Source organism: Bacillus sp. 196mf (genome assembly GCF_003217275.1).
Lineage (GTDB): Bacteria > Bacillota > Bacilli > Bacillales > Bacillaceae_G > Bacillus_A > Bacillus_A thuringiensis_S.
Genome location: NZ_QJTG01000003.1, coordinates 21,806 through 37,010, shown reverse-complemented (window position 1 = coordinate 37,010; position 15,205 = coordinate 21,806). Strand labels below are relative to the sequence as shown.

Genomic DNA, 15,205 nt, shown 5'->3' with positions numbered 1-15,205 from the left:
TCTCTATTATTTTTTGGAAGGAAAAAGCGTAGGAAAATACCTACGCTTTCGTCCCTACTTCGTTAACATACGAGAAATTACAAGCCTCTGAATCTCTTGTGTTCCTTCGTATATTTGTGTAATCTTTGCATCTCGCATATAACGCTCTACTGGATAATCTTTCGTATAACCGTAACCACCAAATACTTGCACCGCTTCAGTCGTCACCTTCATCGCTGTATCCCCTGCAAATACTTTTGACATCGCTGATTCTTTTCCATACGGAAGCCCTTCTGATTCAAGCCAAGCCGCTTGATATGTTAAAAGGCGTGCCGCTTCTACATCTGTTGCCATATCCGCAAGTTTAAAGCCAATCCCTTGCTGCGCCGCAATTGGTTTTCCAAATTGATGGCGCTCCCTTGCATATTCTACAGAAGCATCTAAAGCCCCTTGTGCAATACCAACAGCTTGCGCCGCAATACCGTTACGACCTCCATCTAATGTTTGCATCGCAACTTTAAATCCTTGCCCCTCTTCTCCAAGTAGATTCTCTACCGGAATACGGCAATCTTCAAACATAATTTCAGTCGTTGGTGAAGAGCGAATCCCTAGCTTGCTCTCCTTCTTCCCAACTGAAAATCCCGGTGTATCACTTTCTACAATAAATGCACTCGTACCGCGCTGCTTCGATTCAGGATCAGTTAGCGCAAAAACAACATAAATATCAGCAATACCGCCATTTGTAATGAAAATTTTTGATCCATTTAAAATATAATGGTCGCCATCTCTTTTTGCGATTGTCTTCATTCCACCAGCATCCGATCCAGATCCTGGCTCCGTTAAGCCGTATGCACCAATTTTCTTCCCTTCAGCCATCGGTCGTAAAAACTTTTGCTTTTGTTCTTCTGTCCCAAATTTAAAAATTGGCCATCCCGCAAGTGAAGTATGCGCAGATAGTGTTACACCTGTTGAAGCACAAACTCGAGATAATTCTTCAATCGCAATTACGTAAGCTAAGTAATCGCTTCCAATTCCGCCGTACTCTTCAGGCCATGGAATACCGGTTAAACCAAGCTCTGCCATTTGATCAAATAACTCTCGATCAAATCGCTCTTCCTCATCACGCTCAGCTGCTGTTGGTGCTACTTCATTTTTAGCAAAATCTCGAACCATTTTTCTTATCATTTCATGTTCTTCTGATAGTTTAAAATGCATCTCCGTCTCCCCCTCGCCCTTTTATAAAGCACGGCTAATAACAAGTTTCTGTATTTCACTTGTTCCTTCATATATTTGCGTGATCTTCGCATCACGGAAAAATCGTTCTACTGGATATTCTTTCGTATAACCGTAACCACCAAATACTTGCACCGCCTCAATCGCGACTTCAACCGCTGTCTTAGAAGCAAATAATTTCGCAATAGATGCTTCTTTACCGCATGGTAATCCTTGTGCCCTAAGAGACGCCGCTCTATATACGAGTAACCTTGCTGCTTCGACACTTGTTGCCATATCTGCAAGCTTGAAGCCAATCCCTTGCTGCGCCGCAATTGGTTTCCCAAATTGTTCTCGTTCTTTTGCATAATCAATCGCACATGCAAGCGCCGCTTCAGCAATTCCTAACGCCTGTGCACCGATTCCAATTCGCCCAACATCTAAATTCGCCATCGCCACCTTGAATCCTTGTCCTTCTTCCCCAAGTAAATTCTCCGCTGGCACTTTCATATCTTCAAAAGTAAGTTGTACTGTACGAGAACCGAGGAGCCCCATCTTATGTTCATCTTTTCCGATGATTAAACCAGGTGTATCTTTCTCTACTATAAATGCAGAAATACCACTTTTCCCTGCCTCTGGATTTGTAGAAGCGAATACAATGTATGTACTTGCTTCACCACCATTTGTAATAAACACTTTCGATCCATTAATAATATAATGATTGCCTTTTTTGACAGCTCTTGATTTCAAACTCCCTGCATCTGATCCTGCATTTGGCTCTGTTAAAGCAAATGCGCCTAAATATTCCCCGGTTGCAAGTTTAGAAACATATTTTTTCTTCTGTTCTTCTGTTCCGAAATATAAAATCGGATTCATTCCAACTGACGTATGTACAGCTAAAATTACACCAACTGTTGCACTTACCTTTGAGATTTCCTCAATGGCTAGAATATAAGAAATAAAATCCATTTCTGCCCCGCCGTATTTTGCAAGCGCTGGAATACCCATTAATCCAAGCTCACCCATCTTTTGCAAAATCTCTTTCGGGAACACCCCTTGTTCCATACTAGGAACAAAGGGAGCAATTTCCTTCTGTGCAAAATCCCGAACCATTTTCCTCATCATTTGCTGCTCTTCATTAAAACGAAAGTTCATATATTCCGCCTCCATTTGCTATATATCCTTTAAATAATTTGGTAAGACCACTATTTTGTAACAAAAGGGGCATTTATTCGTAAACGTAGAATCCACGACCTGTTTTACGCCCTAACCATCCTGCATTTACATACTTACGTAATAACGGACATGGGCGATATTTACTATCTCCTAATCCTTCATGCAACACTTCCATAATGTATAAACACGTATCTAAACCGATAAAATCAGCGAGTGTCAAAGGCCCCATCGGATGGTTCATACCAAGCTTCATGACCTCATCAATTGCTTCTTTCGTCGCTACACCTTCGTATAACGTATAAATTGCTTCGTTAATCATCGGTAGCAAAATGCGGTTTGATACAAAACCTGGGAAATCATTTACTTCAACTGGCACTTTCCCAATTTTTTTCGTAATATCTTCAATTGCTTCATATACTGCATCATCTGTAGCCAAACCACGAATAATCTCAACAAGCTTCATAACTGGAACTGGATTCATAAAGTGCATGCCGATTACTTTTTCCGGACGCTTCGTTACCGCTGCAATTTCTGTAATTGGCAGAGATGACGTATTTGTCGCTAAAATTGCGTGTTCTGGAGCAATTTCATCTAGATTCGCAAAGATTTTCTTTTTAATATCCATTTTCTCAACAGCTGCTTCAATAATAAGATCCGCTTCTTTCACACAATCTAAATCAAGCGTTACTGTAAGACGATTTAATGTCGCTTCCTTCTCTTCTTCCTTCATGCGTCCTTTTTCTACTTGGCGCGCTAAGTTTTTCGTAATGATAGCCAATCCTCTATCTAATTGCTCTTGTTTTAAATCTTGTACCTTCACGTCATATCCTGCCATTGCACATACTTGTGCAATTCCTGATCCCATTTGCCCTGCACCAATTACAACAATGTTTTGTACACCCATTTTTTCTTCCCCCTTAATTGTTAATAAATTTTATACCCTCGAACTTTAATTAGTGAACTTCAATCATCACTGCGTCCCCTTGACCGCCACCGCTACAAATCGATGCAATTCCAATTCCGCCGCCGCGCTGCTTAAGTGCATGGATTAGCGTAACGATAATGCGTGCTCCGCTTGCTCCAATTGGATGGCCCATCGCTACCGCGCCGCCATTTACATTCAATTTTTCTGGATCAATTCCTGCGATTTCTGTACTTGCAATTGCTACCGCTGCAAATGCTTCATTAATCTCGAATAAATCGATGTCTTCAATTGTCTTGCCTGTTTTTTCAAGCAATGCGTTAATTGCATAACCTGGCGTTCTTGGGAAATCTTTAGATTCCACTGCAATTGCTGTATGCGCCAAAATTGTCGCTAATGGCTTTCTTCCTTCTTGCTTCGCTCTGTCTTCGCTCATTAACACAAGTGCGGCACCACCATCGTTTAGTCCTGGCGCATTACCAGCTGTCACTGCCGCTGTCTTATCAAATACAGGTTTTAACTTTGCTAACTTTTCAATCGTTGTATCTTCACGTGGCGCCTCATCCTTTGCAACAACAATAGGATCACCTTTTCTTTGCGGGATTGTTACTGGTACGATTTCCTCTTCAAAACGTCCTTCTTTATGCGCTGAAACCGCACGCTGATGGCTACGATATGCCCATTCATCTTGCGCTTCGCGAGAAATTCCATCTTCCTTCGCAACTTCTCCGCCATAAACACCCATGTGTGTACCTGAAAATGCGCATGTTAAACCGTCAGCAACGTTTAAATCAATAACTTCGTTGTTGCCCATTCTGTATCCCCATCTTGCTCCGCGTAAAATGTAAGGAGTGTTACTCATCGACTCCATACCGCCAGCTACAATCAGTGATTGATCGCCAGTACGAATAATTTGATCCGCTAACGTAACCGCACGAAGTCCTGATGCACAAACTTTATTCACTGTTTCCGTCTGCACTTCCCAAGGGATTCCAGCAGCCCTTGCAGCTTGACGCGATGGAATTTGCCCCTGTCCCCCCTGAATAACCGTTCCAAATATAACTTCTTCAACATCACTAGCCGCAACATTTGCTCTTTCAAGCGCTGCTTTAATTGCAATTCCTCCAAGTTCCGTCGCTTTTACATCTTTTAAAGATCCTCCAAATTTTCCAACTGGTGTTCTTGCAGCACTTAAAATAACTGTTTTACTCATGTTTCTTTCCCCCATTTCTTTTTTTAACACTGAGCGCTCGCTCGGTATCCCTACGTTGAGAAGAGGTGCAATCATTGCACCTCTTTCTAAAGTTGTATACATTCTTATAAACTACATCGCTTCTTTTTTCTGTCCGATAACAGATCGTTCTAAAATCTCTGTCACATCAAGAGTTTGAACTTTCTCTTCTACCTCTTTCGCTTTCGTTCCATCACTGATCATCGTTAAGCAATATGGACAACCTGTACCGATAATGGATGGCTGTACAGCTAATGCTTGTTCTGTACGAGCAACGTTAATACGAGAACCTGTTGTTTCTTCCATCCACATTAAGCCACCACCTGCGCCACAGCACATTCCAGTTTCACGGTTACGTGCCATTTCTACAAGATTCACTCCAGGAATCGCTTTCAAAATGTCACGTGGCGCTTCGTACACTTCGTTGTATCTTCCTAAATAACAGGAATCATGGTACGTAACTGTTTCTTCAATAGCGTGAACAGGCTTTAAGCGCCCTTCTTTCACCCACTGAGCTAACAATTCTGTATGATGATAGACTTCTGCTTGCAAGCCAAAGTCCGGATACTCATTTTTAAATGTGTTATAAGCATGAGGATCAATCGTAACGATTTTCTTCACTCCTGCCTTTTCAAATTCTTCGATATTCTTTGTCGCCATCTCTTGGAATACAAATTCATTTCCAAGGCGGCGTGGTGTATCTCCAGAATTCTTTTCTTTATTACCGAGAATTGCGAATGAAATGCCTGCTTCGTTCATTAACTTCGCAAACGATATCGCAATCTTCTGACTACGATTGTCGTATGATCCCATTGAACCAACCCAGAATAAATACTCGAATTCCTCCCCAGCTTTTGATTTTTCTTTTACAGTTGGAACTGTTACTTCGTCATCACCTTGGCGCCATGTTTCACGCTCTTTACGGTTCAGACCCCACGGATTCCCTTGACGCTCGATATTTGTCATCGCGCGTTGTGCTTCCGCGTCCATTTTTCCTTCTGTTAAAACGAGATATCGACGTAAATCAATAATTTTGTCAACATGCTCATTCATAACTGGACATTGATCTTCACAGTTACGACACGTTGTACATGCCCAAATCTCTTCTTCTGTAATAACATCTCCGATTAAACTCGGATCGTAAGCGAGAGTTGTAGCCGCTGATTCTTGTTGTCCTTTTCCAGCTGCCATCATCGCTAACTGATTTCCTTGTGTATTATTAAAGGCAACTACTGGAACCCACGGTGCTTTTGATGTTACCGCAGCTCCTTTATCAGTTAAATGATCACGAAGTTTTAAAATTAAGTCCATCGGCGATAACATTTTTCCTGTTCCTGTTGCCGGACACATATTTGTACAACGACCACACTCTACACAAGCGTATAAGTCAATAAGTTGATTTTGTCTAAAGTCTTCAATTTTACCAACACCAAATGTTTCTTGCGTTTCATCTTCAAAATCAATCTTTTCAAGCTTCCCTGGGTTTGAAAGACGACCGAAGAATACATTAGCTGGTCCCGCAATTAAATGCGCATGTTTTGATTGTGGAACATAGACTAAAAACGTTAACAAAATTAGTAAATGCACCCACCAAGAAAAATAGAACACTGAAATGGCTACGGTTTCATTTATCCCGCTAAAAACGTAAGCGATTGCAGAAGCGATTGGTTCACTCCATGAAAGCTCCTCGCCATGCCATATAAGTCCCATACCGTTACCAAGTAGCACAGAAATCATTAAGCCACCGATAAAGATAAGAACAAGACCTGATTTGAAGTTACGTTTTAAACGAACAAGCTTTTCTACATAACGTCTATGAAAAGCCCAAAATACTGCAATTAAAATAACAAGTGTGACAATTTCCTGGAAGAATGTAAATGCAGGGTATAGTGGTCCAAGTGGAAGATGTGATCCTGGTGCGAGTCCTTTCCAAACGAAGTCAATTGCTCCAAATTGGACAAGAATAAATCCGTAAAAGAACATAACGTGAATGATGCCGCTTTTCTTATCTTTCAGCAGCTTTTTCTGACCGAAAACATTGACCTTAAGGAGATCCCAACGCTCTTTAAAACGACGGTCAAATTCAATTTTTTTTCCTAATTGTATGTAGGCCATTCTCGTCCGTATAAGATATACAAACAAATATCCTGCATAAGCAATAACAGCAATGGCAGCCAGCCAATTAATGATCAGTAAGCTATTCATTTTTATGCTACCCCTCTCTTTGTAAGCCCTCTTTCTTTTTTGAATCTTCAAAAATATATAATTTTCTGAATTATATCCCCTATCCCCATTATATAATGAGTGAGCATTCAGTCAACAGTTTTTTGTTATAGAACAACACATTTTTTCATAAAGCTGTTTATTTCGGTGAAACTATAAAGTGAAACTTTAATCAGTAGGGGTGGTTCATCCCCCACTGATTATTAGTTGAACCAATCGGGATTTTACGGGCAGTTGATTTCCAAACTAACTTCTACTTATTCATCAGTTTTTGAGGTGAGAAGCTTACTGCCCGTTAAAGCGGGGTAAAGTGAAACTTTAATCAGTGCAACATACTATCATCTGATGAAATTTATAATAACAGCCGTGCTACCCGTATCATTTGTAACACACTGAAGGTGAAAAGAATGCGAAGGAGGGAATTCACTGATGCTCTACTTATCTCTTTTGTTAATATCCGTTGCTCTTTGGATTACAATTGATCTTTCATACGGGAGATTTCTTCATTTAAAACGGGTAAGCTCTCGCACTTTCCCTTTACGTCAAAGTGATTTTCACCTTTATACATACGGGAAAGATTTGTATGACGCTTTATTTACTGATATAAAACAAGCACAGCACCACATTCATATTTTATTCTTCATTGTAAAAAACGATAAAATCAGTCGTAAATTTTTAAATTTGCTGATTGATAAGGCTCAGGAAGGAATTGAAGTACGACTTTTACTTGATCGATTTGGCAGCCATTCTTTATCAAACGAAGCTATTCGCTCCCTCCGAAAACATGGTGTATCTTTTTCATTTTGTCATAAGGTAAAATTTCCTCTGCTTTTCTTTTCTGCCAATCAAAGAAACCATAGAAAAATTACAGTGATTGATGGGAAAATTGGCTATATCGGGGGATTTAATATCGGCGAAGAGTATCTGGGGCATAATGAATATTTAGGATTATGGCGAGACTATCATTTACGTCTTACAGGAGAAGGGGTTCAAGATTTACAAAAGCAATTTTTGCATGACTGGTTTGATGATACGAAACAGAATTTATTGGATGCTTCTCTTTATTTTCCAAAACAAAACCTAGGTACCATACTGCATCAATTTATTCCGACTGATGGTGCTTATTTACAGCATACTTTTTTACATTTAATTAACGGCGCAAAAAAAGAAATCTGTATCGGTACACCATATTTCATTCCTGGAAAAAAAATTATGAATGCCTTATTAAAAGCAAGAGAAAGAGGGGTTCAAATCACAATTCTTGTTCCAGAAAAAGCTGATCACCCTCTCGTTCGAGAAGCAAAATTCCCGTACTGCCGAAAATTAATACAGGCTGGTTGCAATATTTATGCATTTCAACAAGGTTTTTTTCACGCCAAAATTATTATAGTGGATGATGATATTTGTGATATCGGAACAGCAAACTTTGATATGAGAAGTTTATATATTAACCATGAAATAAACTGCCTGTTATATAGTAAACATTTCGTTCAAACAGTAAAAAATAAATTCCATGAAGACCTAAAGAATGCATCCATACTTTCCTATAGCGATGTAAACCCAACTTCTCTTATCGATAGAGGAAAGGAATGGATTGGAACAATGCTTGCTTTCTTTTTATAGGAAAGACAATGAATAAAAGAGGTGTATCTTATATGATTATGCGGTTTGGATATGTCTCACATGCAATGGCACTCTGGGACTGTTCTCCTGCCAAAACAATGACGTTTACAAGCTTTAAGAAACTCAGCAAGCAAGAGCGAGAAGACAAACTGTACCATGTTATAAGGCAAAATTTAGAGCACACAATACGTATCCTACATTACAATATAGCGCATGAAATCCCACTATATCGCCTATCGTCTTCAATCGTCCCACTTGCAACACATCCCGAAGTCGAGTTTGACTATATTGGGGTATTCACACCACTTTGGCGTAAAATAGGAGCTTTAATTAAAGAACACAATTTACGAATAAGTTTTCATCCAAATCAATTTACGCTATTTACAAGCGACAAGCCACATATTACTACTAACGCTATTACGGATATGACTTATCATTATAAAGTATTAGATGCTATAGGCATTGCAGATTCCTCTTACATTAATATTCATGTAGGTGGAGCCTATGGAAATAAAGAAAAGGCAATTGAGCGCTTCCATGAAAACATAAAAAAACTTCCTGCACATATAAAAAAACAAATGACTCTTGAAAACGATGATAAAACATATACAACTTCTGAAACTTTATCAATTTGCCAAAAAGAAAATATCCCATTTGTATTTGATTATCATCATCATATGGCCAATCTTTGCGAGGAACCACTAGAAGAGTTGCTTCCTGCAATTTTTGAAACTTGGTCACATACAAATATCTCTCCTAAAGTTCACATTTCCTCTCCGAGATCGGAAAAAGAATTTAGGGCTCATGCTGAATATATCGATTTAGAGTTTATCAAACCCTTCTTACACGTTGCAAAAAAAAACAATCATAATTTCGATATTATGATTGAAAGTAAACAAAAAGACTTAGCACTATTCCAATTAATAGATGAACTTTCTGCTATAAGAGGAATTAAAAGAATAAGTGGTGCAAAGTTACAGTGGTAAATTGTAACTTTGCACCATTTTTTCAAAAAAGTAATTTTTATAGTAAAAAACATCCTATTTTATATGCTATTATTTAAATTAGCATTCCCCCGAGATTCAACTTTATTGAAACGGAGTCATAATATGATTAGTCAAAAAAAGTATGTACAATTTGTCATAATATACATATCTATATTTGCTCTTTGGATACTCTTTATTCCAAATGAGTCGCATATAAAGGAAATTGGGATTCTTTTCTTATTCTGTTTCGCTGCACTTTTTTCTTGCCACTGTTTATATAAAGCTATTAAGAAAATGAAACGCAGTGATAAACTATTTTGGATTTTATTACTATGTACTTGCCTATGTGGATTAGTTATGGAGATAACCCTATTTCTTAGTTCACTTTCCATACATGATCAATCTATATTTTCATATAAAGCATTGCCTTTTTTTATCATACAATATATTTTGCTCTTTGTTGGATTTGCTATAAAGTTTATAAAGAATTACTCTATTAAGGGGCTTTCGCAATTTTCATTCGATAGCATCTTTATTATTATTATGAACATTTATTTCACCTTAACTTTTATCTTAGATCTTTCAAGTTTCCGCATGTTAACAAAGGATACTTGGATTTTAATTGGGTATTTCATTGCACAATCATTAGTAATTTACGCCGTTATTAGCCTATATAGAAGAGAACAATATTCTTCTAGTAGAATCGCATTAATTATTGGTTTCACTATTATACTCGTATACGGTTATATTCATCTATTTCAATTGAATTTTGGGATGAAAACTTCTGCTGAAATTAATTATTTAATACACACTGCTTCTATTTTATTAATTGGACTTTCTTCCATACTATATATTTTAGATAAACCAATGCAGCATGAAACGAAAGCAAAATATTATCGATTCGATTATGTACGTTTTATACTACCTTATTTTAGTATAATTATTACTTTTTCTTTTATTATCATTCAACCTTGGGATGATAAGTTCATGTTAATCGGTCTCGTATTATCACTTATTTTGTTATTCTTGCGGCAACTTTACATGTGGAAAGATAATCAAGCACTAATCCATACATATGAACAGTTGACTACACAACTAGAGGATGAAGTTGAAGAAGGTGCATTTGCATTATCAAAAAGTGAACAACGTTATAAATCTTTATTCGAGGACCATCCCGATGCCGTTTTCTCTTTAAATATGAATGGCATTTTTCAACAATCTAATAAGGCATGCGAAAGCTTATTTACTGCCTATTATTGCGAAGTGGCAAGCTATTCTCTGGTACACTTCATTGATTCAAAAGACCACGAACTACTAAAGAAGGCTTTACAAATTACAAAGGAAGGTAGGCCACAAACGTTAGAAGTTCGTACAAAAGAACAAGAAGGCTATTATTATTATCTCCATATTACACTTATCCCTACTTTTATAAACAAAGAAGTGGTCGGAATGTTTGGGATAGCGCGTGATATTACCACTTTATATGAAAAACAAAAACAAGTAGAACATTTAGCCTTTCACGATGCACTTACTGGATTACCAAATCGTCGAAAGTTCGAAAAAGATTTAAAAGCCATTTTAAATACAGCTCAAACTAACGCCAATGATGTCGCCGTCATATTTCTTGATTTAGATCGATTTAAAAAAATTAACGATAGACTTGGTCATGACGTCGGAGATTTATTATTAATTGAAGTAGCAAAAAGATTACGCGGTTGCTTGCGTTCAAAAGATGTCGTCGCTCGCCAAGGTGGAGATGAGTTTACAATTCTATTACCAGAAATGTACTCAGAAAAAAGTGCAATTTTTATAGCTGAACAGATTTTAACTATTTTAAACAAACCATTCTTCATTCAAGGCGAAGAACTCTCTATTACACCAAGTATCGGAATTGCGATGTACCCTGATTATGGAACTGATGTAAATGAGTTAATGAAAAATGCTGATATGGCTATGTACCGTGCGAAAGCAAATGGAAAAAACAGATTTGTTTTCTTCTCAAAAGAAATGAGTATCGCTCAAAATGAAATTCAATTCTTAGAAGGTGAACTTTCAAAAGCATTACAACAAAATGAATTTTCCCTTGAATACCAGCCACAAGTAAGCACAAAAACAAAACAAATTATCGGTTTTGAAGCATTAATACGTTGGAAGCATCCAAAACTCGGTATCGTATCTCCGGCCCAATTTATCCCCCTAGCAGAGGAAACTGGTTTTATTATTGAACTTGGTAATTGGATTTTACGTACTGCCTGTTTAGAGGCAAAAAGATGGCATAATCAAGGTTTTTCTCACTTAAAAGTTGGTGTGAATTTATCTGTTGTTCAATTTAACCATGCAGATTTAATCCCAACTATTTCAAAGGTGTTGGAAGAAACAGAACTGAAACCAGAAGCACTAGATATTGAAATTACGGAAAGCATCGCAATTAATCAAAATCAATCTGTAGTTGCAAAACTAGAACAACTTCAAAATCTCGGTATTCAAATTTCAATCGATGACTTTGGAACTGGTTATAGTTCTTTAGCTTATTTAACAAAATATCCAATCAACACATTAAAAATTGCTCGAGAGTTTATTTGTGGAATTACAACTAGTCCTTTAGAAGAAGCAATTGTCTCTTCCATTATTACACTATCAAAAGAATTAAATTTAGAAGTGATTGCAGAAGGTGTAGAAACAGAAGAAGAATGGGAATTTTTACATAAACAAAATTGTGATCACATTCAAGGATTCTTTATTAGCAAACCTGTTTCTAGTAAAGACGTTTGGATGTTACTCCATAAAAAAACAACCGTCTAAATAAGGCGGTTGTTTTTTAAAACTCAAAAGGTAAATCTGCAGCTACTTGTACCTCTTGATCATTATGAGAAATTATTTGACTTTTCTCTAATGCTGTATCACCTAATGAAATACCCCATGCCATTGCTAACGTTAATAAACTACCAATAAGTAATTTCTTCATATTCCATCACCCACATTTTTTACTTTTAATATATCATGAAAATTTATTCACATTGTATGCAATTATGCATATCCACTTTTTAGGTTGTTTATCTGCTGATTTTATTTACAAGCGCTTCTTTATATGCATGCATTTCTAATATATCAAAAAAGAAACTTGCCTTCTTATATGCATCTTCAATCTCTGCCTCTTCATACTCCAACTTCCTTAGGCATTCACCTCTTTGATAATATAGCTGTCCAATTAATGCCATACTATTAATTCGGCATGATATTTCAATCGCTTTATTTACTTGATAAAGTGATTCTTCATATCGATTATCTAAGTATAATGCTTTTGCATGATTATACCTTACCTTTACGTCAAATTCTTCATTATCATGCAATGCCTCTAATTGTTTTAATATTTGTTCAAATAAATCAATACCCTTCTTCAAATAGCCATTTTCAGCATAAATGTTTGCAATTGCGTTTTCAATATAAAGATTCTGATATACATCTATTCCTGTCAATTGTTGATTGAGCAATTTCTTTAATTCTAAAATACAATATTCGTAATCGACTTTTTTCAATACGTAAGCAGCTACATAATATTGCCATTGAAGAAATTGCTGGAATTCAGGATGATATTCTTCCTTTTTCAGCTCATTCCATACTTTATTATAAATTTCTTTATATCTTTTTTGCTTACAAAGCATAATGACTTGATCTTTAAACTGTTTTTTTCTTTCAATATCCGAATAAATGAGTACCTCATAAAAATGAATAATGGGAATTTGTAATTTTGCTGCAATACCTTGCAATATATCCATACTTGGGTATACTGCACCCGATTCAATTCTGCTTACTTCCGATTGATGACATATGTTCTCGGATAACTGTTTTTGTGTTAATCCTCTCAACACTCTAATTTTCTTAATTTCACTTCCTAATTTCTCTGCTTGCATACTTACTCACCATCCCATTATAACAATCTAATTTTTTAAGTTGTCATACCACTACAATAATGTGAATTCGACAATTTTTGATATGAAATAATGCATAATATATATAAAATTCGGCAAATTTTTCATACAATTCATCTCACATATAATAATAGATTAGGAGTGTTATAGATGAATTATAGAAAACTTGCCAGTGCTTTCGTTACATTCGGTCTTCTTTATCCTTTATCAACAGAAGCTATTCATGCTCAAAAATTGGACAAAAGTGAAGTAAAAGTTGAAATCGCTCAGCCTGGTTTAACAATCGGGAAATTAACACAACCTCAAAATGATACGAAAGAAAATATTGCTAAAAAATATTTAAAAGGTGAGGTAAATGGGGCTAAAGCTCAACAAGAACAAGTCACTACTGAAAAAAATGTAGATTTCCAACCTACAAATAAAGAAACCAAAGAAAATCAAACCGAAGTTCGCCTTGCACAAACATATAAAAACTATAAAGTATATGGCCAAGATCTCATTGTAAAAGTAGATAAAAATGGAGTGATCACAACTGTTAGTGGTAAAGTTGTTCAAAATTTAAATCAACAACCTAATCTTACTATAACAAATTTTTTGTCGAAAAATGAAGTGAAATCTAAATTACGCGATATAGTTCAAATTCCAAGTGATGCAGCTGAGACGGAATTCTCTAGCGAAACCGTTGTTTATAAGAAAAAAGATGGCTATTATACATTCGCAACTGTTATTACATTTACTTATGAAAACAATGAACAAATTATAAACGGCAATGCTATCGTTGATCTAAAAACTGGCGAAGTACTTTTCCAAGAAAAATTCATAAAAAACAAAGAGAACAAGACTATAAATCAAATAACATCACCTAGATTATCCCCTGCAAGTGAGCAAGGAACTGGGAAAAATGCACTTCAAGAAAACATCTCTTTCAATATTGCCAAAGGAACTGATGGAAAATTTTATTTAGCCGATTTATCACGCGGAAATGGTATTTATATTTATAATGCAAACTACGCCGATTCCCTCGGGGGATATAGTCAAGCTGGTTATCCAGGGACACTAATTTCAAGTAGTACTCCTAATTTTGCAGATAAAGAAGCCGCGGGCGCTATGAAGAACATGAGTGATATTTATGATTACTTTAAGAAAGAACATAATCTAAAAAGTTACGACAATAAAGATTCAAAAGTTGTTGCTAGTGTACACGGTTTTGATTCTACTGAAGTTAGTGATGGTTTAAAAGAAGACTATGTAAATGCATTTTGGCATCCTGCTTGGAACCAAATGGTATTTGGTGATGGTTTAGACGGAAAACTAACATCAGCTCTTGATGTAACAGCTCATGAATTTGGACATGCTGTATTCAGTGGCACGACGAAAAATAAAGTCGTGAGATATCCAAGCGCTGAAACATCTGCACTAAACGAGGGATTAGCAGATTTCTGGGGTACACAAATCGAATATTACGTAAAGAAAGATAAAGGAAACTGGATTATGGGCGATACATTAGGTGGCCTAACAATTCGTGATATCCCAAGGGAAATTGGTGACGGCGGCCATAAACTATATACAAATTTACAAGATTTCTATAACGATGGTAATAATCAAGAATCACACGTAAATTCTGGTATTATTAGTCACGTATTATATCAATTAGCTGAAGGTAAAACATATAACGGTGTTGCTGTTCAAAAACAAGGTAATGAAAAAGTAAGTAAAGTTGTTATGCGTGCATTGCAAAATTACGCAACTTCCGCTGAAGACTTTGAATCACTTCAATCTCACATCGTACAAGCTGCAAAAGATCTATATGGCACTGCCGTATCAAATGAATTTGCAAAGGCATTTGAAGCACATGGTTACAAGTCATTACAAAAAGTAAATCAAGTAATAGAAGTAAAATAAGTATAAAAAGAAGGTCACCTCT

General features: G+C 36.5%; 11 protein-coding genes. 4 read left to right on the top strand and 7 right to left on the bottom strand.

Going from position 1 to position 15,205, the window contains the following annotated elements:
* Window positions 1-54: 54 nt before the first annotated feature.
* The 5 genes from acdA to ATL10_RS06810 form a co-directional block, all read right to left on the bottom strand.
* On the bottom strand, window positions 55-1,194 hold the full coding sequence (gene acdA, locus ATL10_RS06830) for an acyl-CoA dehydrogenase AcdA (protein ID WP_000545543.1): 1,140 nt from the start codon (window positions 1,192-1,194) through the stop codon (window positions 55-57).
* 21 nt (window positions 1,195-1,215) lie between these two features.
* On the bottom strand, window positions 1,216-2,346 hold the full coding sequence (locus tag ATL10_RS06825; protein WP_110496634.1) for an acyl-CoA dehydrogenase: 1,131 nt from the start codon (window positions 2,344-2,346) through the stop codon (window positions 1,216-1,218).
* A 73-nt stretch (window positions 2,347-2,419) separates the two neighbouring features.
* Entirely contained in the window at window positions 2,420-3,271 is an 852-nt protein-coding gene (locus ATL10_RS06820) for a 3-hydroxybutyryl-CoA dehydrogenase (RefSeq protein WP_000538874.1), read from the bottom strand.
* 49 nt (window positions 3,272-3,320) lie between these two features.
* Complete coding sequence (locus ATL10_RS06815; protein ID WP_110496632.1) at window positions 3,321-4,604, bottom strand: acetyl-CoA C-acetyltransferase; 1,284 nt, start codon at window positions 4,602-4,604, stop codon at window positions 3,321-3,323.
* A gap of 9 nt (window positions 4,605-4,613) precedes the next feature.
* Window positions 4,614-6,725 carry a (Fe-S)-binding protein gene (locus ATL10_RS06810; protein ID WP_001086772.1) on the bottom strand — a complete coding sequence of 704 codons (2,112 nt, stop codon included), beginning with the start codon at window positions 6,723-6,725 and terminating at the stop codon, window positions 4,614-4,616.
* A 447-nt stretch (window positions 6,726-7,172) separates the two neighbouring features.
* Here ATL10_RS06810 and cls point away from each other — a divergent pair, with 447 nt between their 5' ends.
* The 3 genes from cls to ATL10_RS06795 all read left to right on the top strand — a co-directional run bounded on the left by cls (window position 7,173) and on the right by ATL10_RS06795 (window position 12,154).
* A complete protein-coding gene (cls, locus tag ATL10_RS06805; RefSeq protein ID WP_110496630.1) occupies window positions 7,173-8,366 on the top strand; it encodes a cardiolipin synthase in 1,194 nt (397 codons plus the stop codon).
* 32 nt (window positions 8,367-8,398) lie between these two features.
* Window positions 8,399-9,352 (top strand): UV DNA damage repair endonuclease UvsE, encoded by a 954-nt coding sequence (gene uvsE / locus ATL10_RS06800; RefSeq protein ID WP_100910598.1) that lies wholly within the window; start codon window positions 8,399-8,401, stop codon window positions 9,350-9,352.
* 123 nt (window positions 9,353-9,475) lie between these two features.
* Window positions 9,476-12,154, top strand: coding sequence for a DUF4084 domain-containing protein (locus tag ATL10_RS06795; RefSeq protein WP_110496628.1), 2,679 nt, complete (start codon window positions 9,476-9,478; stop codon window positions 12,152-12,154).
* A gap of 16 nt (window positions 12,155-12,170) precedes the next feature.
* Here ATL10_RS06795 and ATL10_RS06790 read toward each other — a convergent pair whose 3' ends face one another.
* Both ATL10_RS06790 and ATL10_RS06785 read right to left on the bottom strand, forming a co-directional pair.
* Window positions 12,171-12,317, bottom strand: coding sequence for a quorum-sensing peptide PapR (locus ATL10_RS06790; RefSeq protein WP_016079631.1), 147 nt, complete (start codon window positions 12,315-12,317; stop codon window positions 12,171-12,173).
* 88 nt (window positions 12,318-12,405) lie between these two features.
* Entirely contained in the window at window positions 12,406-13,263 is an 858-nt protein-coding gene (locus ATL10_RS06785) for a helix-turn-helix domain-containing protein (protein ID WP_090978293.1), read from the bottom strand.
* A gap of 168 nt (window positions 13,264-13,431) precedes the next feature.
* Between ATL10_RS06785 and ATL10_RS06780 the strand changes: the two genes are divergently transcribed.
* A complete protein-coding gene (locus ATL10_RS06780) occupies window positions 13,432-15,183 on the top strand; it encodes a M4 family metallopeptidase (protein ID WP_090978295.1) in 1,752 nt (583 codons plus the stop codon).
* Window positions 15,184-15,205 lie beyond the last annotated feature (22 nt).

Bases quoted from the DNA above. Each gene is read 5' to 3' on its own strand.
- ATL10_RS06785 (WP_090978293.1), bottom strand. From the start codon at position 13,263: ATGCAAGCAGAGAAATTAGGAAGTGAAATTAAGAAAATTAGAGTGTTG.
- ATL10_RS06820 (WP_000538874.1), bottom strand. From the start codon at position 3,271: ATGGGTGTACAAAACATTGTTGTAATTGGTGCAGGGCAAATGGGATCA.
- uvsE (WP_100910598.1), top strand. From the start codon at position 8,399: ATGATTATGCGGTTTGGATATGTCTCACATGCAATGGCACTCTGGGAC.
- ATL10_RS06780 (WP_090978295.1), top strand. From the start codon at position 13,432: ATGAATTATAGAAAACTTGCCAGTGCTTTCGTTACATTCGGTCTTCTT.
- cls (WP_110496630.1), top strand. From the start codon at position 7,173: ATGCTCTACTTATCTCTTTTGTTAATATCCGTTGCTCTTTGGATTACA.
- ATL10_RS06795 (WP_110496628.1), top strand. From the start codon at position 9,476: ATGATTAGTCAAAAAAAGTATGTACAATTTGTCATAATATACATATCT.
- ATL10_RS06825 (WP_110496634.1), bottom strand. From the start codon at position 2,346: ATGAACTTTCGTTTTAATGAAGAGCAGCAAATGATGAGGAAAATGGTT.
- ATL10_RS06790 (WP_016079631.1), bottom strand. From the start codon at position 12,317: ATGAAGAAATTACTTATTGGTAGTTTATTAACGTTAGCAATGGCATGG.
- ATL10_RS06810 (WP_001086772.1), bottom strand. From the start codon at position 6,725: ATGAATAGCTTACTGATCATTAATTGGCTGGCTGCCATTGCTGTTATT.
- ATL10_RS06815 (WP_110496632.1), bottom strand. From the start codon at position 4,604: ATGTATACAACTTTAGAAAGAGGTGCAATGATTGCACCTCTTCTCAAC.
- acdA (WP_000545543.1), bottom strand. From the start codon at position 1,194: ATGCATTTTAAACTATCAGAAGAACATGAAATGATAAGAAAAATGGTT.